Genomic DNA, 21,407 nt, shown 5'->3' with positions numbered 1-21,407 from the left:
CCCTGGCGCCGCGCCCGCCCGGGCCGCATCAGCGGTAAATTGCGAGCATGACCGATACCGGCGGCGACATGGTGGCCCTGCGGGTTTCCGACGCCGACCGCAACGGCACGATGCGGCGACTGCACAACGCCGTCGCGCTCGGGCTTATCGACATCGACGAGTTCGAGCAGCGCTCGTCGCAGGTGTCCTACGCGCGCACGCGGGGCGAGTTGGACGGCCTGGTCGGCGATCTGCCGGGACCGGGCGCCATCGTCACCTCCGCGGCCGACCGGGTGGAACTGCGGGGCTGGGCCGGCTCGCTCAAGCGCCACGGCGAATGGACGGTGCCCACCCGCCTGGCCCTGGTCCGCCGCCTGGGCTCGGTGGAGCTCGACCTCACCAAGGCCCGGTTCGCGGGGCCGGTGGTGGTCGTCGAACTCGACATGCGATTCGGCTCGGTGGAGATCCGCTTGCCCGACGGCGCCAGCGCGTCGATCGACGACGTCGAGGTGTACGTGGGCAGCGCCAGCGACCGGCGCAAGGACCCGCCCGGCGAGGGCAGGCCGCACGTCGTGCTGACCGGGCGGGTGGTGTGCGGCTCGGTGGTCATCCGGGGACCGCGCCGCTTGCTGCTGCGCCGCCCGCGGCCGTGAGGCGTCCCGCGGACCGCGGCTAAGCTGATCGCATGCCCGCTCGCACCGCGCTTTCGCCCGGAGAGTTGTCCCCGACTCTGCCGGTGCCCGGCAGCATCGCGCGCCCAGAGTACGTCGGCAAGCCCACAGCCCAGGAGGGCACCGAACCGTGGGTGCAGACACCCGAGGTGATCGAGAAGATGCGTGTCGCCGGCCGGATCGCGGCCGGCGCGCTGGTGGAGTCGGGCAAAGCCGTCGCCCCCGGCGTGACCACCGACGAGCTGGACCGGATTGCGCACGAGTACATGGTCGACCATGGCGCCTACCCCTCCACGCTGGGCTACAAAGGCTACCCGAAGTCGTGCTGCACGTCGCTCAACGAGGTCATCTGCCACGGAATTCCCGACTCGACGGTGATCGCCGACGGTGACATCGTCAACATCGACGTCACGGCCTACATCGACGGGGTGCACGGCGACACCAATGCCACGTTCCTGGCCGGTGATGTCTCGGAAGAACACCGGCTGCTGGTGGAACGAACCCGGGAGGCGACGATGCGCGCCATCAACGCCGTCAAGCCGGGACGCGCCCTTTCGGTCGTCGGCCGCGTCATCGAGTCGTACGCAAACCGGTTCGGCTACAACGTCGTTCGCGACTTCACCGGTCACGGTATCGGCACCACGTTCCACAACGGCCTGGTGGTCTTGCACTACGACCAGCCGTCGGTGTCCACCATCATGCAACCGGGGATGACGTTCACCATCGAACCGATGATCAACCTCGGCGGCCTGGACTACGAGATCTGGGACGACGGCTGGACGGTGGTCACCAGGGACCGCAAGTGGACCGCGCAGTTCGAACACACCCTGCTGGTCACCGAGACCGGCGTGGAAATCCTCACCTTGCCGTGACGGCGTGAGCGGGGCGCTGCTGGTTGCCGGCACCAGCTCCGACGCCGGGAAATCGGTGGTGGTGGCCGGGCTGTGCCGGTTGCTGGCCCGGCGCGGGGTGCGGGTCGCCCCGTTCAAGGCGCAGAACATGTCCAACAACTCCGTGGTGACCGTCGAAGGCGGTGAGATCGGCCGCGCGCAGGCGATCCAGGCGCGCGCGGCGGGGCTGGAGCCCAGCGTGCGGTTCAACCCGATCCTGCTCAAGCCGGGCAGCGACCGCACCTCGCAGCTGGTGATCATGGGTCAGGTCGCCGAGTCGGTCAGCGCGAAAAGCTATGTGCGGCATCGTGATCGACTAGCCTCCATCGTCCTCGACGAATTACGTTGCCTGCTCGATGAATTCGACGCGGTGATCTGTGAGGGGGCGGGCTCTCCCGCCGAAATCAACCTGCGCGCCACCGATCTGGCCAACATGGGGCTGGCCCGGGCCGCGAATCTGCCGGTGGTTCTGGTCGGCGACATCGACCGAGGCGGCCTGCTGGCCCATCTGTTCGGCACGGTCGCGGTGCTCGAACCGGACGACCAGGCGCTGATCGCCGGGTTCATCGTCAACAAGTTCCGCGGTGATCCCGCGCTGCTGGAACCCGGGTTGCGGCAGCTTCGCGAGATGACCGGCCGCCCCACCTACGGCGTGCTGCCCTACGCCGACGAGCTGTGGCTGGACGCCGAGGACTCGCTGTCGGTGGTCGCACACCGGGTCATCGGCACCCCCGCACCCCCGCGGGGCGGCGAATGGCTGCGGGTCGCCGCCATCCGGTTGCCGCGGATCTCCAACTCCACCGACGTCGAGGCGCTGGCCTGCGAACCGGGCGTGCTGGTGCGCTGGGTCGACGACCCCGCCGACCTCGCCGACACCGACCTGATCGTCGTCCCCGGCAGCAAAGCGACGGTGGCCGACCTGTCGTGGCTGCGCGATCGCCGGCTGGCCGACGCGATCGGCGCGCATGCCCGCGCCCGCAAGCCGGTGCTGGGGATCTGTGGTGGATTTCAGATGCTGTGCCGTCGCCTGGATGATCCGGTGGAATCCGGGACCGCGGGCGTGCCCGGGCTGGGCCTGCTCGACGTCGACATCACCTTCCACCCGGACAAGACCTTGCGCCGCTGGCAGCAACCGCTGGCTGGCTACGAGATCCATCACGGGCGGGTCACCCGGTGCGGCGAGCAAACCTGGTTCGCGTCCGGGGCGGATCCGCGGCCGCAGGGTGTGGTGCGCGGCGCGGTCTTCGGGACCCATTGGCACGGTCTGCTCGACAACGACGATTTCCGGCGTGCGTGGCTCGGCCGGGTCGCCGGCGCGGCCGGCCGCGCCGGCTTCGTGGTCGGTGAGGTCAGCGTCACCGCGCGCCGCGACGCCCAGCTCGACCTCGCCGCCGACCTACTGGCGTCCCATCTCGACATCGACAGCGTTCTCAATTTGCTTGACGGTCCACCGCCAGGGCGGCCGCATCTCGCAATTCGGTTGCAGCCCTGAGGTATTCACTGTAATCGCGCTGCCGGCGTCAGCGTTGCCAACGCCGCCGAACTGTCCAATCCGCGCACGAGATGCCCAGAATCGTCGCGCTCGCACGCCGTTTGGCTGTAGCGTGCTGGGGTGTCTTCGATGATGACCACCCTGGACGGGTTCCCCGTGCCGGTGGTTGTAGCCGGCCCGGAGAACGGGGTCGTGGTCGTCATATTGGGCGACGAGGACCGCGCCCCGGCGGCGTATGACGCCGTGTGCGAGCGCCTGCACACCGCGGCGCTGCGCACGGTGGTGATCGGCTTCGACCCACGCCTGACCCCGAAGTCGGTGATCGGCCTCCTCGACTCACTGGGCGTCGGGTGGGCCGTGGTAATGGGCGATCGCACCGGCGGCGAGCTCGCGTGGGAGCTGAGCGCGACCCGGCTGGGCCGGTTCGTCGGGCTGGTGGTGATCGATCGCGGCCATCCGCGGGCGGCCGATTACGAGGGCGTCAGCACCGACGGGCACTGCCCCCCGGTCGAGATCGGCACCACCGTGCTGGTCAGTTCGCCGGCCGCCCGGGCGGTGGCCCAGGCCAGCCAGCGCTACGTCTACGCCGAATACCGGGTGGTGCACCTGGGGCGGCGCAGCGTGCAGGAGTCGACGGCGCAGCTGGCCGCCGAGATCGTCTTGCGCACCAGCACCTGGTAGCAGCTGGTTGACTGACCGTCATGGCCGGTGAAGAAAGTGCTGTGACCGATCCGAATGCCGCGATGCTGACGCTGACCGCGCTCGAACGACTGATCGGCGGCGGCGAGGTGGACACCGTCGTCGTGGCGTTCGCCGACATGCAGGGCCGGCTGGTCGGGAAGCGGATCGACGCCCGGCTGTTCGTCGACGACGTGGCCGCCCACGGCGCCGAGTGCTGCGGCTACCTGCTGGCGGTCGATGTCGACATGAACACCGTCGGCGGCTATGCGATGTCGAGCTGGGACACCGGATACGGTGACACGGTGGCCAGGCCCGACCTGTCCACCTTGCGGCGCGTCCCTTGGCTGCCCGGTACGGCGTTGGTGATCGCCGACGTGGGCTGGGCCGACGGCGGCCCGGTCGCCGTGTCGCCGCGGGCGATCCTGCGCCGCCAGCTCGACCGGCTGGCCGGGCACGGTCTGGCCGCCGACGTGGCCACCGAGCTGGAGTTCATCGTGTTCGACGAGACCTACCGGCAGGCCTGGGCCGACGGGTACCGCGGGCTCACCCCGGCGAGCGACTACAACATCGACTACGCGATCTCTGCCTCGTCGCGGATGGAGCCGCTGCTGCGCGATATCCGGCGGGGGATGATGGGCGCCGGCCTGCACTTCGAAGCCGTCAAGGGCGAATGCAACAGGGGGCAGCAGGAAATCGGCTTCCGCTACGCCGACGCGCTGGTCACCTGCGACAACCACGTCATCTACAAGAACGGCGCCAAGGAGATCGCCGACCAGCACGGCAAGAGTCTGACGTTCATGGCCAAATACGATGAGCGAGAAGGGAACAGCTGTCACATTCACCTGTCCCTGCGTGATCCGCAGGGCGGCGCGGTGTTCGCCGATCCCAGCCGCCCGCACGGCATGTCGTCGGTGTTCTGCGGTTTCCTGGCCGGACTGCTGGCGTCCTTGGGCGAGCTCACCCTGTTCTACGCGCCGAACATCAACTCCTACAAGCGATTCGCCGACGGCAGTTTCGCGCCCACCGCGCTGGCATGGGGGTTGGACAATCGCACCTGCGCGCTGCGGGTGGTCGGCAATGGGCCCAGCACCCGGGTCGAGTGCCGGGTTCCCGGCGGCGACGTCAACCCGTATCTCGCGGTGGCGGCGATCGTCGCCGGCGGGCTGTACGGTATCGAACGGGGCCTGACGCTCCCGGAGCCCTGCGCCGGCAATGCCTACCACGCTCCCGGCGTCCCGCGGCTGCCCGGCACGCTCGCCGAGGCGGCCTCGGCGTTCGAGAGCTCGACGCTCGCGCGGGACGCGTTCGGCGACGACGTCGTCGCCCACTACCTGAACAACGCCCGGGTGGAGCTGGCGGCGTTCAACGCGGCCGTCACCGACTGGGAGAGGATGCGCGGGTTTGAACGCATGTGAGGCACACGGTGGCGACCGGCCGCGCCCCGTGGTCGGCCTGACCACCTACCTCGAGCAGGTGCAGAGCGGCACCTGGGACATCCGCGCCGGGTACCTGCCGGCCGACTACTTCGAGGGTGTGATAGCGGCCGGCGGGATCGCGGTGCTGTTGCCGCCGCAACCGGTGGACGCCGCGATCGTCGCCTCGGTCCTGGACGGGCTGCACGCGCTGGTGATCACCGGCGGGTACGACCTCGACCCCGCCGGCTACGGCCAGCAAGCGCACCCGGCCACCGACCCGCCCCGCGCGGACCGCGACGCGTGGGAGTTCGCGTTGTTGCGGGGTGCGCTGCGGCGGGGCCTGCCGGTGCTGGGAATCTGCCGCGGCGCCCAGGTGCTCAACGTCGCGCTGGGCGGCACCCTGCATCAGCACCTGCCCGACGTGCTCGGGCACGGCGGACATCGGGCCGGCAACGGGGTGTTCACCAGGCTGCCGGTGTGCACCGTGCCGGGCACCCGGCTGGCCGCGTTGGTCGGCGAGTCCACCGATGCGCCGAGCTACCACCATCAGGCCGTCGACCGGGTGGGGGACGGCCTGATGGTCAGCGCGCGGGACGCCGACGGCGTCGTGGAGGCGCTGGAGCTGCTCGGGGACAGGTTTGTGCTTGCGGTGCAATGGCATCCGGAACAGTCGCTCGACGACCTGCGGTTGTTCGCCGGGATCGTCGACGCCGCGCGGTCCTATGCGGGACGCGTGTGAGCACCGCGCGGCTGATCAACCCCGCGACCGAGGAGGCGCTGGGCGTGGTCGAGCACACCGACGCCGAGGCGATCGACGACGCGGTCGGCCGGGCGCGCGCGGCCCAGCGCCGGTGGGCGCGGCTGGCCCCGGCCGAACGTGCCGCCGCATTGCGGTCTTTCGCCGCCGCCGTCGACGCCCATCGCGACGAGCTGGCCGCGGTCGAGGTCGCCAACTCGGGGCACCCCATCACCGCGGCCGAATGGGAGGCCAGTCACGTCCGCGACGTGTTGAACTTCTACGCGGCGAGTCCGGAACGATTGTCCGGCAAGCAGATTCCCGTGGCGGGCGGGCTGGACGTCACGTTCAACGAGCCGATGGGCGTGGTCGGGGTGATCACCCCCTGGAACTTTCCGATGCCCATCGCATCGTGGGGCTTCGCGCCCGCCCTGGCCGCGGGCAACGCCGTGCTGATCAAACCCGCGGAGGCCACGCCGCTGACCACGATCCGGCTCGGCGAGCTGGCGGCGCACGCCGGGCTCGACCCGGACCTGCTGCAAGTGCTGCCGGGCCGGGGCGCGGTCGTCGGGGAGCGGTTCGTCACCCATCCCGGCATCCGCAAGATCGTGTTCACCGGATCCACGGACGTCGGCAAGAAGGTGATGACCGGCGCGGCCGCCGAGGTGAAGCGGGTGACCCTGGAACTGGGCGGCAAGAGCGCCAACATCGTGTTCGCCGACTGCGACCTGGAGCGCGCCGCGGCGACCGCACCGGCCGGGGTGTTCGACAATGCGGGACAGGACTGCTGCGCCCGCAGCCGAATCCTGGTGCAGCGCAGCGTCTATGACCGGTTCATGGCACTGCTCGAGCCCGCCGTCACCGGCGTCGTCGTCGGTGACCCGGCATCCCGGGACACCGAGATGGGCCCGCTGGTCTCGGCGGCGCACCGCGACAAGGTGGCGTCCTATGTGCCCGACGGCGCCCCCGTCGCCTTCCGCGGCACTGCACCGGCCGGCCGCGGATTCTGGTTCCCGCCGACCGTTCTGACCCCGCAGCGCACCGATCGGTGCGTCACCGACGAGATCTTCGGCCCCGTCGTCACGGTGCTGGCCTTCGACGACGAGCACGACGCCATCACCCTGGCCAACGACACCGGCTACGGGCTGTCCGGGTCGATCTGGACCGACGACCTGTCCCGCGCGCTGCGCGTCTCGCGCGCGGTCGAATCCGGGAATCTGTCGGTGAATTCGCACTCGTCGGTTCGGTACAACACGCCGTTCGGCGGGTTCAAGCAGTCGGGGCTGGGCCGCGAGCTGGGCCCGGATGCCCCGTTGCACTTCACCGAGACCAAGAACGTGTTCATCGCGATCGGAGAGGGGTAGGCGGTGGCGGTCGATCTCACCCGGCGATTGGCGGACCGCGTGGCCGTCGTCACCGGCGCCGGCGGCGGCATCGGGCTGGCCGCGGCGCGGCGGATGCATGGCGAGGGCGCCACCATCGTGGTGGCCGACATCGACGACGACGCGGGCGGCGCGGCGGCCGAGGAGCTGTCCGGCGTGTTCGTGCACACCGACGTGTCCGACGAGGCCGCCGTCAACGCGCTTTTCGACACCGCGGTGCGGGTGCACGGCCGCGTCGACATCGCGTTCAACAACGCAGGCATCTCACCGCCCGACGACGACCTCATCGAGAACACCGAACTGCCTGCGTGGCAACGTGTTCAAGATGTCAACCTGAAGTCGGTATACCTGTGCTGCCGGGCGGCGTTGCGGCACATGGTCCCCGCGCAGCGGGGGTCGATCATCAACACGGCGTCGTTCGTGGCCGTCCTGGGGTCGGCGACGTCACAGATCTCCTACACCGCCTCCAAGGGCGGCGTACTGGCCATGTCGCGGGAGCTGGGTGTGCAGTTCGCCCGGCAGGGTATCCGGGTGAACGCGCTGTGCCCCGGGCCGGTCGACACCCCGCTGTTGCGCGAGCTGTTCGCCAAGGACCCCGAGCGCGCCGCGCGCCGGCTGGTGCACGTCCCGGTGGGCCGCTTCGCCGACCCGGCCGAAATCGCTTCGGCGGTAGCGTTTCTGGCCAGCGACGACGCATCCTTCATCACCGCGTCGACGTTCATGGTCGACGGCGGCATCAGCGCGGCCTATGTCACCCCGCTTTAGCCGCCGTACTTGTTGGCCGGGTGTGAGGCGGCCGGCTCGCTGACCGCGACCAGGCGGATGGGCTCGCCGAACCGGTCCGCGCGCGAACGCTCCATGATGCGGGCGGCGGCCGCCCAGGTGCGTGGCGCCGACAGCACGCCGACCGGCGACGCGCAGCGCAGGTCCGCACGCACGCCACCCGCGGCCGGCTTGGGGAACAGCGAACGCAGGGCCGCGGTCTTGTTCATGGAATTGAGGTGGCCGATCGCGAAGTCCCTCGGCGCGGTCACCGAGTTGAGTTTCGACAGCGACGGGGTGACCGCGCCGAGCTCGGCTTCGAAGGTCGTCAGCGGCGACGACGACAACTGCCGGAGGGCGTCGGGTATCACCGACATCACGTCGCCGCCGGCCGAGATCACGTCCGGCGCCGACTGCAGGGCCCAATTGCGTGTGGTCACCACCGGGTCGCCGGGCGGAGCGGGGAAGACAGACAGAGTCACCGCGGCGGCCGCCGACTGGGCGTAGGCGTGCATGGCGTCGGCGTTCTGCGCCCACATCGCTTCGTATTCGTTGTCGGCGTTCGCGATCGCCGCGCTGTGTTGGCCCAGACAATTCGCCGACACCAGCGAGAGTCGTCGGGTGCGGTTGCCGGCGATCGCCTGCGGCGGCACCGTCGCCGCGAACGCCGACTGGTGCGCGCCGGCCGCCGCCGCGAGCTGGGTGGCCGCCTGTCCGCTTCGCGCCGCGACGGCGTCGAGCCAGTCCACGTGGCGCGTCGCGGCTTCGACGAGCGCCCTGCCTTTGGGGCACGCCGCCAGCTGTGGGCTCACCGCCCGGTATTCGGCCGCCGCCGTGGCGAGCCGCGCCGCCAACGTTTCCCACGCCGCGGCGGCCCGCATCATCGATCCCGCGCCGGGACCCGAATACATCAACGCGGAGTTGGCCTCCGGAGGTAGCGTCGCGAAATCCATCACAGTCCCCGCCTGCCTGCGGCGTTGCCGGTGTTGCCCGAAAACATGAGGGTCTTCTTTCCCGAGATCGACACGAGTGGTGCGAGCCGCGGGACGCGGGCGCCTCGCGCGAGCACACAGTGCATCGGCAGGACACGCCCGGTCCGGGCGTGGCGATCAGCGCCGGGCGACGCAGATGGAGGTCAAGATATCTCGGTCGGTTGCGACGGCCGTGGGCGCGCGGGACTGGGCGTCGCCGGGCGCGAACCCGATCGGGGTGAACGACAGCGGCACCGGCATGAGCACCGATTGCACGGACAGGCGGTTCCACGTCGAGGGTCGTTCCTTGGTCATCCACGCGTTGCGGAACGGCTTCTTGGTGGTCTTGTTGGCCGGTGCCGAAGGCTGGGACGCGGCCAGCGCGGATCTGCTCAGGACGACGGGATGGCCGGGCGTCAGCGCGGCATGCGCCCCCTCGGCTCCCGGCGGCGCCGCCGCCGCGAGGCCGGGCTGCGGCCCCGATGCCGTGATCACGGCGATGAACGCCCCCAGAGCTGCGGCGACCGCGATGGTCTGTCGCCATCGCCGAGTCACATCACCACCACCCTGGAACACCACAGTGCACCGAATGTACCGTGCAAAAAGCGGTGAACGGTCCCAGCAAGCTGTGAACTCGATCCGAGTCCGGTGTGTGTTTGCGCAGCTACGACGGGAAAACGAGGAGCGGAATCGCCATCTCCGCCGCGCTGCCCCCGCCGTGAAAGCCGACCAGGCGGGCCGTTTCGGCAGGCTCATGGGCCGTGGCCAGCACCGCGGCGTCGCCGGAACACACCACGATCACGTCGCCCAGGCGCTCGGCGTGTGGCGCGCTGACCGGCCCGAACATCCCGGTGGCCACCGCCTGCTCGCGGCTGCACACGGTGGCCCGGCCGTCCAGCAGCTCGCCCCACGCGGCGCGCACGTCGCCGGCGGCGCCGGGCTCGGTGTGCAGGTAGCGCACCCGCGGCTCGCCGGCCACCACCCGGATCCCCGCGGCCAGTCGGGGATCGGCGTCGAGGTCGATGCGGGACCCGGGTGCGACGTTGATCCCGCCGTGGTCGGCGGTCACCAGCAGCGTCGCGTTCGCGGGCAGGGCGTCGAGCAGTCGTGACAGCAGCGCGTCGACGTTCGCCGCGGCGCTGTGCCACGCCTCCGAGCCGATCCCGAACACGTGCGCGGCGGTGTCGAGTTCCGCGGTGTAGCCGTACACCAGCCCGGGCGCCGCGCGCAGCTCGTCGGCCACCAGCAGCGCGTAGTCGTCGCCGGGGTGGGCCGGCTGTATCTCGGCGCCGCGGTAGGCGGCCTCGGTCAGTCCGCTGCCGACGAACGGCGCGGGCAGCACGGCGCGGGCACGCACACCGGCCCGGTGGAGCCGTTCGAACCAGGTCGGCACCGGTTGCCACGCGGCCGGGGGCGGGTCGTCACGCCACCGGACGTGGTTGAGCACCCGATCGGTGCCGGGCACCCTGAGCGTGAAGCCCAGGATGCCGTGCTCACCGGGTAGCGCACCGGTGCCCAACGACACCAGGCTGGTCGGTGTGGTCGACGGGAAGGTGCAGTCCAGCCGGGTCAGTCGCCCGGCGGCGCCCGCCAGGGCGGGGGCCAGCAGCGGCGCGTCACCGGCCAACTCGGGCAGCAGGTGCCAGCCCATGCCGTCGACCAGCACGACGAGCACCCGGTCGATGCGGCCGGCCCGTTCCGTCAGCCCCAGCCGGTCGACGGCGCCCGGGACGTCCAGCAGTGCCGCGGCGGCCGGCAGCACGTCACAGATGGAACCGGGCACGAGCCCTAGTGTGACACCCGCGCCAGCCGCAGGCTGGTGACCCGCAGCTGGCGGTCGGTGCACTCGGCGACGGCGCGAACCTGTTCGGGCGACAGCCGGCCGCACAGCCGGCCCCAGTGCGTGGCCACCACATCACCGGCGGCCACGTCGGGCACCGCGCTGTAACCGTCGGCCCACACCTCGAGCACGCGCGCCGACGGCGGCGACAGCGACAGGGCCCGACCATCCCAGGCGAGCCCGCGGCGCGACACCTCGACCCGGTCTCGGTCCCGGGAAAGCACTGTGCCCCAGCTGATTCGGCAGCTATCGAGCACGCTGAGCGGCTGCTCGACATTAGTGCTGCGGCCTGCGCCCAGGAACCGGGTCCACGGGTACACCCCGAACACGTGGAAGCAGTGGTTGCCGGCCGCCTCGCCGGCCAGCTCCGTGGTGAGATGCGACCAGTAGCGGCCCGCCTGCGGGCCGATGATCGCGAGCAGCGCGTCGAAGAACTGCCGGGGGTCCAGCTCGGCGCCGACACCGCCGCCGAGCCAATACGACTCGACCAGACGGTAATCCAGCGGGTCGGCGATGCCGGTCAGTGTCGACAGCACCCGCAGATAGGGCCATGCGCCGGAAAACCCGGTCGCCGCCCTGAGCACGTCGGCGGCCGACCCGTCGCGCAGCGTGGCGCCCAACGGCGGACCGCAATAGCCGAGCGCGTTGGGCGCGTAGGCGTAGCGGGCGAACATGTCGGCGCCGCGAGTGTCGGTCAAGTGCGCCCCACCAGCTTGGCGGCATCCTTGTGCAAGCGCCCGAAGTTGTAGTAGGCCGCGCACGCCCCCTCCGGCGACACCATGCACGTCCCGATCGGGGTCTCCGGTGTGCACGCGGTGCCGAAAACCTTGCATTCCCAAGGCTTGAGCACGCCCTTGAGCACCTCACCGCACTGGCACGCCTTCGGGTCGGCGACCCGCACGCCGGGCATCGCGAACCGCAGCTCGGCGTCGAACTCGGCGAAGTCGTCGTGTAGCCGCAGGGCGCTTTGCGAGATGAAGCCCAGCCCGCGCCATTCGAAGTGCGGGCGCAGCGCGAACACCTTGCCCATCAGCGCCAGCGCCGCGGGGTTGCCGTGCTCGGGCACCACGCGCTTGTACTGGTTCTCCACTTCGCAGCGGCCCTCGCGGATCTGGCGCAGCAGCATCGCCACCGAGGCCAGGATGTCCAGCGGCTCGAATCCGGCCACCACCAACGGCTTTCGATACACCTCCGGCACGAAGCGGTAGGGGCGGTTGCCGACTACGGTGGACACGTGCCCGGGGCCGATGAAACCCGAGAGCCGCAGGTCCGGCGACTCGAGGATGGCCCGGATCGGCGGGACGATCGTGACGTGGTTGCAGAAGACGCTGAAATTAGGCAGGCCCAGCTCGCGCGCCCGCACCAGCGTCACCGCGGTCGACGGCGCGGTCGTCTCGAAACCGATGGCGAAGAACACCACCTGCTTGTCGGGCTGGTCGATCGCGATCTTCAGCGCATCCAGCGGCGAATAGACGAACCGCACGTCAGCGCCGCGGGCCTTGGCGTCCAGCAGGCTGCCGTGCGAGCCGGGCACCCGCATCATGTCCCCGAAGCAGGTGAAGATCACGTCGGGCCGGCCGGCCAGCCACATCGCGTCATCGATGCGTCCCATCGGGATCACGCACACCGGGCAGCCCGGGCCGTGCACCAGTTCGACGTTGTCGGGCAGCAGATGTTCGATGCCGTGCCGGTAGATCGTGTGCGTGTGCCCGCCGCACACCTCCATGAATTTGAAGTCCCCGCCGCCCGTCCCGGCCAGATGCCCGATGGCCGCCAGCAGCCTGCGGGCCGCGGCCGGATCGCGGAATTCGTCAACGAATTTCATTGCCCCTCCTCGTCACACGATGGCCGACGAATCGAAGGCCTGCATTTCGGTGCTGTAGGCGTCGCCGAGTTTCTTGATGGCCGCCAGCGTGAGCAACGCCTCGGTCTCGTCGATCCTGGCCATCGCGAACCCGACATGCACCAGCACCCAGTCGTCGGGCCCGGGCATGTCGTTCTCCAGCAGCCGCACGCTGATGGCGCGTTGCACACCGCTAACGTCGACCTTGGCTAAATAGTTTGCCGGATCGGTGATTTCGACGATCCGGCCCGGAATTCCCAGACACATGCGCATTCCTCCTTTCGGCGGTGCTCAGCAGATCCTCGGCAACGGATCCCCGACGAGCATGTCGACGATCCGGGTGCCGCCGAACCCGGTTCTCAGCACCACGCTTTCGGCGGGCTCGGTGACCACTTCGCCGACCTCGGCCGCGTCGGCGCCCAGCGGGTGTGACCGCAGCGCCTCCAGCCCGGCCCGCGCCTCCTGCGGCGCGACGACAGCGACGAACTTGCCCTCGTTGGCGACGTACAGGGGGTCGATGCCGAGCAACTCGCAGGCGCCGTTGACCGTGGGCGCCACTGGAAGTCGCTCCTCTTCGAGCAGCACCCCGAGCCCGCAGGCCTGGGCCAGCTCGTTGCACACCGTGCCCACCCCGCCCCGCGTCGCGTCACGCATCCATCGGGTGGACGGGGCGGCCGCCAGCAGCGACTCCACCAGTGGGCTGATCGAGGCGGTGTCGGAGGCGATGTCGGCCTCGATGGCCAAATCGCCGCGGGCCAGCATCACCGCCATGCCGTGATCGCCCATCGATCCCGACAGCAGCACCTTGTCCCCGGCGCGCACCGACTGCGCCGACAGCGTGCGGCCCGCGGGGATGACACCGGTGCCGGTGGTGGTGACGAACAGCCCGTCGGCCGCGCCCCTGGGCACCACCTTGGTGTCGCCGGTGACCACCTGCACGCCCGCCGCCGCGGCGGCCGCGGCCATGTCGGCGACGATCTCCTTCAACTCGGCGATGGGGAACCCTTCCTCGAGCACGAACGCCGCCGAGATCCAGGCCGGCACGGCACCGGCCACCGCGAGGTCGTTGCAGGTGCCATGGATGGCGAGTTCGCCGATGGACCCGCCGGGAAACCGCCTGGGCTGCACCACAAACGAGTCGGTCGACATCGCCAGCCGCTCGCCGCCGGGCAAACTGAGCACCGCGCCGTCGCCCAGCGACTCCAGCAGCGGGTTGCGAAACGCCTCCACGAACACCGCGTCCAGCAGCGCCGCCGACGCCTTGCCTCCCGCCCCGTGGGCCAGGGTCACATGGTCGTCGAGGAGCCGGGGGCGACGCCGGCGGAACGACTCGATGCGCTCGATCACGTCGCCTTCGCCGAACCGCGGTCCGGACGACAGGTAGTCACCCGCCGGTTTGTTCATCATGCCGCCCCCAAACCTTGATCGCCGCCGAGACATTCGTGTACCGCCAGCCACAACTGATAACCCAGCAGCGCCTGCGACTCCTGGATCCGGTGCACGCTTTGCGAACGAACGACGAAGCAGGCGTCCACGTTCGGGTTGTCCACGAAGGCGCCGCCGTCGTAGCCGGCGAAGCCGATGGTGTACAAGCCGCGGTTGCGCGCCTCGGACAGCGCGGTCAGCAGGTTGGGCGAATTGCCGCTGGTCGACATCGCGATCGCGATGTCGCCGTCCTTCGCGCGGGCGATCAGCTGCCGCGCGAACACCAGCTCGAAACCGACGTCGTTGCCCAGTGCCGTCAGGATCGCCTGGTCGGCGGTCAACGACCACGCCGGCAGCGGCTTGCCCAGCGGTGGCCGCGCGAACAGGCCCGCGAGCGTGGTGCAGTCGGTGCAGCTGCCGCCGTTGCCGAAGGTGAACATCCGTCCGCCGCAGGCGAATCGGCGTGCCAGCTCGCGCGCCGCCGCTGCCAGCAGGTCGGCGTTGGCGTCCAGCGTGGCACGGCGTAGCGCCAGGCTTTCCGACGCCTTCGCCTGCGCGGACGCGGCCAGGTCGGTGAGCAGCGCGGAGGGGTCGTCCTCTTCGGCGTCGATGAACGGGTACAGGAAGTTGGTCGGCTCGTCGGTGGGGCTCATGAGCCATCCTCCTCATCGACGCGGCAGATCGCCGTGCCCGCGTGCACCAGCACCAGATCGCCAACCTCGACGGGGCCGACGAGGGCGGTGACCACGTCCTCGATTCCCCGTGCGGTCCGCACGCGCGCCTGACCGTCGTCGGCCGCGCTCACCACCTCGCCCGGCCGGCCTTCGTCACTGCACGTGACGCACACGCCGTTGTCGTTGTCGTTGTCGCACCTGGGTTTGAGCAACCCGGGATGCTCGAAACACACGTGCGTCAGCTCCCACAGCAGGTGGTAGAACAGCACGAAGCCACCGGTGGCCGGCACTCGCGGGTCCGGATCGTCCAGCCACAGCACGTGATCGGCCATGGCGGTCGCGGGTGGCTCGCCGCTGCCGATCCAGATCGTGGTGACCCCCCAGGCCGGCGCACGGCGCATCACCGAGCGCACGTCCGCGTTGCCCACACCGGCGATCGCCACCACGATGTCGCCGGGCCGTACCGACACCCGTACCAGATCCACCAGATCGGGTCCGGTCAGCGCCACCGCGGGCAGGGCCCGCTTGCCCATGATCACCGGGTGCACGAACTCGACCGCGATGTGCAACGCATGCGGCTCCCACGCCGGCGCGATGGACCACATGGTGGCGCCCGCGGCGAACCGCTTGGCCAGCGTCAAAGCGGTGGCGGCCAGGTCCTCGGCCAGTTCGGCGCTGAGCCCGCGGTCGATGGCTGTGGTGATCATCGCGCCGACGCCTCCTCGGCCGCGGTCAGCACCGCCACCGCGGCCTGGCCCAGGGCCAGCCCGCCGTCGTTCGGCGGCACGAGGCGATGGGTGAGTACCTCAAAACCGTTCCGCCGCAACAGTATCCGGCAAGCATCCAGCAGCATTACGTTCTGGAACACCCCACCGGTGAGGCCCACCAGCGCGGTGTCGCCCGCCACCTGGGTGACCACCTCGGCGACGGCGGCGGCGACGGCCCGGTGAAACGCCGCGGCGAGCACCGCCGGTGGCGTCCCCGCGCGCAGCTCCGCGACCATGGCCCGCGCCATCGGGCCGGGATCGATCACCCCGTCGGGGAGCACGGCCAGCGACACCGGCGGCCGCGCACCCACGTCGCCGGCCGACGCTGCCAGCGCCTCCAGTTCGATCGCCGCTTGCCCCTCGTAGTCGATGCGATGCCGCACCCCGAGCAGGGAGGCGACCGCGTCGAACAGGCGGCCCACGCTCGAGCACGGCACGCAGCCCGTCGCGGTCTCCAATTGTGAACGGAGGAAACGTAATTCCTCAGCGGTCGCGGCGGCCACCGGCGCCAGGTCGGGGGTCCAGTCGATGCCGGCCGTCCACAACTGAGACAGCGCCATCCGCCACGGATTGCGCACCGCCGCGTCACCACCGGGCAGCGGCACCGCCATCAGGTGACCGGCCCGAACGAAACGATGGCTGCGGGTTCCGAGGGTGAGAACCTCACCACCCCAGATGGTTTCGTCGCAGCCGTAACCGGTGCCGTCGAAGGAGACCCCGACGATGGGCTCACCGAGGCGCCCGTGTTCGGCCAGCAGCGACACCACGTGGGCGTGGTGGTGCTGGACGAGGTCCAGCGGCCGCGCGCCGGCGTGCCGCTCCGCCCAGCCCCGGGTGTGATAGCCGGGATGCAGGTCGGCGGCCACCCGCGCCGGATCGCCGCGGATTCCGCTGAGCTGGGCCACCGCCCGCTCGAACGCGCGCAGCGTCTCCCAGGTGGCCATGTCGCCGATGTGGCCGGACAAGTAGGCCCGGCGGCCGTCGGTGAGGCAGAAGGTGTTCTTCAGCTCGCCGCCCACGGCCAGCACGGCCGGGCCGTCGAGCTTCAGGTCGATCGGCAGCGGGGCGTAGCCGCGTGACCGGCGGACCGGCAGTTCGTGGGCCGCCTGCTCGTCATGGACCACGCGCACCACCGAGTCGTCACACGGCACGTGAATCGGGCGGTCGTGGTCGAGCACCGCGTCGCAGAGCGCCGAAAGCCGTTGCCTGGCATCGCTATCGGTGAAGCAGATCGGCTCGTCGGAGCGGTTGGCGCTGGTGAGCACCAGCGTGTCGGGCGCAAGCCCCGGGCTGCCGGGCGCCGGCGCCAGCAGCAGGTGATGCACGGGGGAGTACGGCAGCATCAGCCCCAGCAGCGGGCTGCCCGGCGCGACGGCCTCCGCGACCGGCGCGCCGGCACGGCGCCGGAGCAATACGATCGGGCGGGCCGGACCGGACAGCACCCCGGCCTCGGTGTCGTCGACGTGGGCGTAGCGGCGGGCCACGTCGAGGTCGCGGACCAGCATGGCGAAAGGCTTGGCGCCCCGCGCTTTCCGCGCCCGCAACGCGGCGACCGCGGTCGGGTCGCCGGCCGCGCAGGCCAGGTGGTAGCCGCCGACTCCCTTGACGGCCACCACGGCACCGGACGCCAGCGCGGCCTGGGTGGCCGCCAGCGCCGCGTCCGCGTTGCCCACCCGGCCGTCCGGCGAGGCGAACCACAGCCTCGGCCCGCAGTCCGGGCAGGCGATCGGCTGCGCGTGGAAGCGGCGATCCGCCGGGTCGTGGTACTCGGCGGCGCAACGCGCACACATGGCGAATCCTGCCATCGTGGTGGCCGGCCGGTCGTAGGGCAGTCCGGTGATGATGGTGAACCGAGGTCCGCAGTTTGTGCAGCTCACGAACGGGTGCCGGTAGCGCCGGTCGAGCGGGTCGAACAGTTCGGCGATGCAGTCATCGCACACCGCGATGTCCGGCGGGATGGGGGAGGCCGCCCCGGCGGCCGGTCGGCTTGGCACTATCCGGAATTCGGGTGCGCATCCGGGGTCCGCGGCGACGTCGGCGACCCGCACGTCGGTGATCCGGGCCAGCGGCGGGGCTTCGGCGCGCAACCGGCGCCCGAATTCGGCCAGCGCGGCGTACCGGCCCTGCACCTCCAGGAAGACCGCGCCCGAGTCGTTGCCGACGAATCCGGCCAGGCCCAGTTCCGTCGCGATCCGATGCACGAACGGGCGGAAGCCGACCCCCTGTACCACGCCGGTCACCGTGACGCGCTGCCGCACTCGCGTGTCAGGGGCGCCGGGCCGCAACAGCAGGGGGGTATCGGTCATGTCAGCCGGCCTCCGGGTGCGGTGTCGGGCCGGTGCGGCCGCGGCCCATCAGCTCCAGGCCGGCCATGGCCTGTTCGGCCCCGGCCCGGTCGGTCTTCTCGACCACGAAGCCCATGTGAATGATCACCCAGTCGCCGGGGGCGAACGTCTCCTCCGGCAACATGCCGACGTTGACCTTGCGTTGTTCGCCGGTGACGTTGACCAGTGCGAGCTGTCCCTCGAAGCCGTCCAGCATCCCGATGACCTGCCCGGGTATGCCCAAACACATGGTTCAGCACCCCCTTTGGGCCACCGACGGCGCGGCGTGCAGCGCGGCGACGATCTCCTCGACGGCCCGCGCCGCCCGCGGGACCGCCTGTGCGACAGGCTCGGTCAGGCCGATGCCCTCCTCGACGCTGCCCGCCTCGCACCCGACGACCACGGTGTAGGGCGGACGGCCGCCGAGCGCCCGCAGGCTGGCGAAGACCGCGGCCGGGTCCATGCTGTGCGCGTCCACGCCGGTCACCGGGGGCGACGATTCGTGGTCGGCCTGGAAGACGTGCAGCGTGCCGGGATGACCCCGGCTGGGCACGGCGTCGACCAGCACCAGCGTGTCCCACTCTTCGAGCAGGTCGTACGCCAGGTGCATGCCCCGGATTCCGTAGTCGATCACCTGAACGGTCGGATCGTCTTGGGGCAGTTCGGCGTTGCGGACCACCTCCGAGCCGAACCCGTCGTCGCCCAGGAAGATGTTGCCGATTCCGGCTACCAGGATGCGCGTCGTCATGGTGGCACTCGCGCCGGTTACATCCGCCTCAACTTCAGATAGCGGCGGGCGTCCGGCACCGAGATGGCGCCGAGCGCCACCGCGACCGCCAGCACCAACGCGACGATGGCGATGAAGATCCAGCCTAGGACTTCCATGGTGAACTCCTTTCAGGGATTTGTGCTGTGCTGCGACTGCAGCGGTTCCACTTCGTCGGGGGAGAAATACAGATAGCGGCCGTACCAGTCGTGCAGGTCGGCGGCCGGGTCCTCGTCGACGACGACGGCGACGTGCTTGTTGCCCTCCACGTCTTCGTGCACCGAGGTGACGCGGGCGGTCTTGCCGGCGACAAAGATGTCCTGCGCGTCGGCGTTGCGCCGCGGCCGCAGCCGGACCTTGCTGCCGCGCGCTATCCGCACCCCGTTCACTAGAACGGCGTCGATCTCGGGGCGAACGGCGTTGTCGGCCAGGGGATCCCACCAGTCCACTCCGTCGGGAATCTCGGGCACCAGGCCGGCCGGGACATGCAGCGCGTGCGGGTCACGCAGCACGCCGTGCAGCCGCGCCATGGCCTCAGGCGACATGCCGTCGCATTCGTCGATGATGCGCGCGGCCCGCGGGTCGGTCGCCCGGGCCTGCGCCTTCTCCTCGTCGGTCATGGTCATCACGCGCAGGGTGAGGATCTCGTCGATCTCGGTGCAGTCGTACAGGGCGGTGTCGCTCTGTTCGGCGACCTCGGGGTGGTCGTAGAGGATGATCGGTGAGATCAGCAGCATGTCGTCGGCGCCCGGCGGGCCGGCCAGCACCGGGAAGCAGCGATGCCTGCCGCACCGGGACACCGCGCTCGCCGCGGATTGCGGCGGCTCGAGCAGCGAGATGAACCGGCCGCCAACCACTTCAGCGATGAGATGGGCTCCGATCATGGAGCGCGCGATCGAGTCGCCCTTGTCACGTGCGGGCGCACCGGTGTTGGCGACCCGCACCGAGACGCGCCGCAGGTCACCGTCGGGCTCGCTGGTCACGGTCAGTTCGCCCCGTATCTCGTCTCGTTCGCGGACCAGCCGGCCGCCGTCCAGCATCTCGATGTCGGTCGCCGCGCCGGCCGTCACGGGCAGCGCCAGGGGTTGGTCGCCCAACGCGAGGGGGCCGAAGGAGATCTCGCATTCCACCGCTTCGTCCCAGGTCAACCACGACCCGGTCGGGGTGCTCAGCTCGTTGACGGGGATGAAAGCGCCTGCGCCCGTTGCACGTTCGGCGCGCCGGCGCTGCAGCTGCAGGAACCGCACCACCAGCGTGAGCGTCCCGGCGCCGTCGATCAGGAAGTCCGCGGACAGGTTGTCGTCTTCGCCCAGGCCGGATTCGGCGGCGCCGGGTGGCCCCAAAACCCCGAATTGCCATCGTGATTGGTTCTTGCTCGACGTTCCCCGGTACGGGTAGAGCAGATATCCCTCGTAGAGCACCGCGTCGGCGACGGCGCGGGCCCGCTCCCGGCTCGGCGTCATCGCGTCACCTCCCGGTCGGTGGCGTCCAGCAGCGAGGTGACCGCGTGGTCGAAGTCGAGCATCCCGTGCGCCGACTTGTAGCCCGCGAGCTCGGCGATGGTGTCGTGGCTCAGCCGGATCCACCCGCTGTTGGGATAGTGCTGCGCGAGCAGGTCACGCCAGACCGCGACCGGCATGGCGTGGGTGTCCTCGCAGTCCCACGACACCTGCTGAACCGAGAAGCCTCGCTCGGAGTTGACGAAAATCGTTCCGCTGAATAGGAATTGCAGCGGGACGCCGCCGTCGCGCAGCGCGTGCAGGTATTTGGCGGCGGCCACCTCGAAGTCGTAGGTGCATTCCAGGGGCAGCGTCGCGATCGTGTGACCGGTGAACCCGGGCACCATGGTCGCGCAATGCTGCCACAGGAAGGTGCGCTGGGTGCTGGCCCAGCGTTCGCGACCGCCGAAAAGATCGGTCAGCCCGGCCGCTTCGCCGTCGGAGTAGGAACGGCGCAGCGGATCGATGCGGACCTGGCAGCGCAGGGCGATGGCGTGCACCGGGTCGTCACCGTCGGCGGTGATGCCGATGCGGGCGGTGAGCATCGGGCTGACGGTGTACGGTTCGGCGGTCACGTCCAGGACCGCGAAGCTGACGTTCACCGGCGGGCCGTTGGTCGCGGTGTGCTCTTCGCGCGCGCGGCGAGCCGGTCGAAGAAGCCGTCGATGAATTCGCGGGCCTGCTGGCCGCCGTCGAAGCCGCGCCAGAGCATGCGTAGCCGGCCCACGAATTCGTAGCAGGCGTCGATGGGGACCAGATACGTTTGTGGCTGCGGCAATTCGCCGTCCGGGGCGCTGTCGGCCGCCCGGACGAGCAGCGCCTCCACGTCGTCGGCCAGCAGGCTCACCCGCGGGTCGGCGCCACGGATGGTGTCCCACACGTCCATGTCGAGCTCGGATTCGCATGCCCCGGCCGGCCCCGGGTAGAAGGCGACGGTGTGGCCGAGGTCGGAGTTGGTGAAGAAGAAGGCGACCCCGACCGGGATCTGCAGTGCCTCCCATACCAGGCGGTCCAGTGCGAAGTCGGGAAACGACAGATACCGGTCCGGCACCGCGCGGTAACGCAGGTCCGCCTCGGTGTCGGTGAACAGCAGATAGCAGGCGCGGCAGACGCACATGAGTTGGCGGCCGGCCACGTTGACCACGTGCTGGTGCTCGTCGGCGATCGCCTCGGCGCACATCTCGCAGCGCTCGCCGGCCGGCTCCGGGGCGCGCCGGTCGCTCCTGATCCGGGCCAGGACCTCGAACGGGCTCGTCATATGCGCCGCTCCTGCGCATCACGTCGTTCTGC

Annotated in this window: 23 protein-coding genes and 1 pseudogene; 8 read left to right on the top strand and 16 right to left on the bottom strand. The window is 70.5% G+C overall.

All coding sequences use genetic code 11. The annotated features are described in order from the left end of the window. The first annotated feature begins 47 nt into the window (after window positions 1–47). The 8 genes from OQ789_RS06425 (at window position 48) to OQ789_RS06390 (ending at window position 8,011) form a co-directional block, all read left to right on the top strand. Window positions 48–632 carry a DUF1707 domain-containing protein gene (locus tag OQ789_RS06425; protein ID WP_324684336.1) on the top strand — a complete coding sequence of 195 codons (585 nt, stop codon included), beginning with the start codon at window positions 48–50 and terminating at the stop codon, window positions 630–632. Window positions 633–664: 32 nt separating this feature from the next. Further along, window positions 665–1,522, top strand: coding sequence for a type I methionyl aminopeptidase (gene map / locus OQ789_RS06420; RefSeq protein WP_324684335.1), 858 nt, complete (start codon window positions 665–667; stop codon window positions 1,520–1,522). A 4-nt stretch (window positions 1,523–1,526) separates the two neighbouring features. After that, window positions 1,527–3,032 (top strand): cobyric acid synthase, encoded by a 1,506-nt coding sequence (locus tag OQ789_RS06415; RefSeq protein WP_324684334.1) that lies wholly within the window; start codon window positions 1,527–1,529, stop codon window positions 3,030–3,032. A 129-nt stretch (window positions 3,033–3,161) separates the two neighbouring features. Continuing rightward, window positions 3,162–3,713, top strand: a complete 552-nt coding sequence (locus tag OQ789_RS06410; protein ID WP_324684665.1) for an alpha/beta hydrolase — start codon at window positions 3,162–3,164, stop codon at window positions 3,711–3,713. A gap of 20 nt (window positions 3,714–3,733) precedes the next feature. Further along, window positions 3,734–5,128 (top strand): glutamine synthetase family protein, encoded by a 1,395-nt coding sequence (locus OQ789_RS06405; RefSeq protein WP_324684333.1) that lies wholly within the window; start codon window positions 3,734–3,736, stop codon window positions 5,126–5,128. Beyond that, the gene (locus OQ789_RS06400) at window positions 5,115–5,867 is read left to right on the top strand and encodes a gamma-glutamyl-gamma-aminobutyrate hydrolase family protein (protein WP_324684331.1); all 753 of its coding nucleotides are present in this window, start codon (window positions 5,115–5,117) and stop codon (window positions 5,865–5,867) included. Before OQ789_RS06405 ends, OQ789_RS06400 begins: the two co-directional genes overlap by 14 nt. Continuing rightward, on the top strand, window positions 5,864–7,228 hold the full coding sequence (locus OQ789_RS06395) for an aldehyde dehydrogenase family protein (RefSeq protein WP_324684329.1): 1,365 nt from the start codon (window positions 5,864–5,866) through the stop codon (window positions 7,226–7,228). Before OQ789_RS06400 ends, OQ789_RS06395 begins: the two co-directional genes overlap by 4 nt. Window positions 7,229–7,231: 3 nt before the next feature. Beyond that, window positions 7,232–8,011 carry a 3-oxoacyl-ACP reductase gene (locus tag OQ789_RS06390; RefSeq protein WP_324684327.1) on the top strand — a complete coding sequence of 260 codons (780 nt, stop codon included), beginning with the start codon at window positions 7,232–7,234 and terminating at the stop codon, window positions 8,009–8,011. Here the strand turns inward: OQ789_RS06390 and OQ789_RS06385 are convergent. The 16 genes and pseudogenes from OQ789_RS06385 to OQ789_RS06315 all read right to left on the bottom strand — a co-directional run bounded on the left by OQ789_RS06385 (window position 8,008) and on the right by OQ789_RS06315 (window position 21,375). Beyond that, window positions 8,008–8,961 (bottom strand): PPE family protein, encoded by a 954-nt coding sequence (locus OQ789_RS06385; RefSeq protein WP_324684325.1) that lies wholly within the window; start codon window positions 8,959–8,961, stop codon window positions 8,008–8,010. The two genes, OQ789_RS06390 and OQ789_RS06385, sit on opposite strands and share 4 nt — an antisense overlap. Window positions 8,962–9,117: 156 nt before the next feature. Beyond that, complete coding sequence (locus OQ789_RS06380; RefSeq protein WP_324684323.1) at window positions 9,118–9,534, bottom strand: hypothetical protein; 417 nt, start codon at window positions 9,532–9,534, stop codon at window positions 9,118–9,120. Window positions 9,535–9,643: 109 nt separating this feature from the next. Continuing rightward, window positions 9,644–10,762, bottom strand: coding sequence for an alkaline phosphatase family protein (locus OQ789_RS06375; protein ID WP_324684321.1), 1,119 nt, complete (start codon window positions 10,760–10,762; stop codon window positions 9,644–9,646). A 5-nt stretch (window positions 10,763–10,767) separates the two neighbouring features. Beyond that, on the bottom strand, window positions 10,768–11,517 hold the full coding sequence (locus OQ789_RS06370) for a DUF6390 family protein (protein WP_324684319.1): 750 nt from the start codon (window positions 11,515–11,517) through the stop codon (window positions 10,768–10,770). After that, the gene (hypD, locus tag OQ789_RS06365; RefSeq protein WP_324684317.1) at window positions 11,514–12,644 is read right to left on the bottom strand and encodes a hydrogenase formation protein HypD; all 1,131 of its coding nucleotides are present in this window, start codon (window positions 12,642–12,644) and stop codon (window positions 11,514–11,516) included. Before hypD ends, OQ789_RS06370 begins: the two co-directional genes overlap by 4 nt. A gap of 12 nt (window positions 12,645–12,656) precedes the next feature. Then, window positions 12,657–12,929, bottom strand: coding sequence for a HypC/HybG/HupF family hydrogenase formation chaperone (locus tag OQ789_RS06360; protein WP_324684315.1), 273 nt, complete (start codon window positions 12,927–12,929; stop codon window positions 12,657–12,659). Window positions 12,930–12,953: 24 nt separating this feature from the next. Beyond that, a complete protein-coding gene (gene hypE, locus OQ789_RS06355) occupies window positions 12,954–14,066 on the bottom strand; it encodes a hydrogenase expression/formation protein HypE (RefSeq protein ID WP_324684663.1) in 1,113 nt (370 codons plus the stop codon). Continuing rightward, entirely contained in the window at window positions 14,066–14,740 is a 675-nt protein-coding gene (locus tag OQ789_RS06350; RefSeq protein ID WP_324684313.1) for an SIS domain-containing protein, read from the bottom strand. The genes hypE and OQ789_RS06350 overlap by 1 nt, the downstream gene beginning before the upstream one ends. Further along, window positions 14,737–15,468, bottom strand: a complete 732-nt coding sequence (locus OQ789_RS06345; protein ID WP_324684311.1) for a HypC/HybG/HupF family hydrogenase formation chaperone — start codon at window positions 15,466–15,468, stop codon at window positions 14,737–14,739. The genes OQ789_RS06350 and OQ789_RS06345 overlap by 4 nt, the downstream gene beginning before the upstream one ends. Continuing rightward, window positions 15,465–17,834 carry a carbamoyltransferase HypF gene (gene hypF, locus OQ789_RS06340; protein ID WP_324684309.1) on the bottom strand — a complete coding sequence of 790 codons (2,370 nt, stop codon included), beginning with the start codon at window positions 17,832–17,834 and terminating at the stop codon, window positions 15,465–15,467. The genes OQ789_RS06345 and hypF overlap by 4 nt, the downstream gene beginning before the upstream one ends. Before the next feature lies 1 nt (window position 17,835). Continuing rightward, the gene (locus OQ789_RS06335) at window positions 17,836–18,102 is read right to left on the bottom strand and encodes a HypC/HybG/HupF family hydrogenase formation chaperone (protein WP_324684307.1); all 267 of its coding nucleotides are present in this window, start codon (window positions 18,100–18,102) and stop codon (window positions 17,836–17,838) included. A gap of 3 nt (window positions 18,103–18,105) precedes the next feature. Beyond that, a complete protein-coding gene (locus tag OQ789_RS06330; protein WP_324684305.1) occupies window positions 18,106–18,600 on the bottom strand; it encodes a hydrogenase maturation protease in 495 nt (164 codons plus the stop codon). Between the two features lie 17 nt (window positions 18,601–18,617). Next, window positions 18,618–18,737, bottom strand: coding sequence for a DUF6893 family small protein (locus tag OQ789_RS25950; RefSeq protein WP_420716054.1), 120 nt, complete (start codon window positions 18,735–18,737; stop codon window positions 18,618–18,620). Beyond that, a pseudogene (locus OQ789_RS06325) lies at window positions 18,725–20,081 on the bottom strand (hypothetical protein). The gene OQ789_RS25950 and the pseudogene OQ789_RS06325 overlap by 13 nt, the downstream one beginning before the upstream one ends. Then, window positions 20,078–20,719 carry a DUF6084 family protein gene (locus OQ789_RS06320; protein WP_324684302.1) on the bottom strand — a complete coding sequence of 214 codons (642 nt, stop codon included), beginning with the start codon at window positions 20,717–20,719 and terminating at the stop codon, window positions 20,078–20,080. The pseudogene OQ789_RS06325 and the gene OQ789_RS06320 overlap by 4 nt, the downstream one beginning before the upstream one ends. Then, window positions 20,716–21,375 (bottom strand): DUF5947 family protein, encoded by a 660-nt coding sequence (locus OQ789_RS06315; protein ID WP_324684300.1) that lies wholly within the window; start codon window positions 21,373–21,375, stop codon window positions 20,716–20,718. Before OQ789_RS06315 ends, OQ789_RS06320 begins: the two co-directional genes overlap by 4 nt. Window positions 21,376–21,407: the final 32 nt, after the last annotated feature.

It is taken from the genome of Mycobacterium sp. 94-17, from assembly GCF_035617725.1.
Classification (GTDB): domain Bacteria; phylum Actinomycetota; class Actinomycetes; order Mycobacteriales; family Mycobacteriaceae; genus Mycobacterium.
This window is presented reverse-complemented; position numbering and strand designations above follow the sequence as displayed.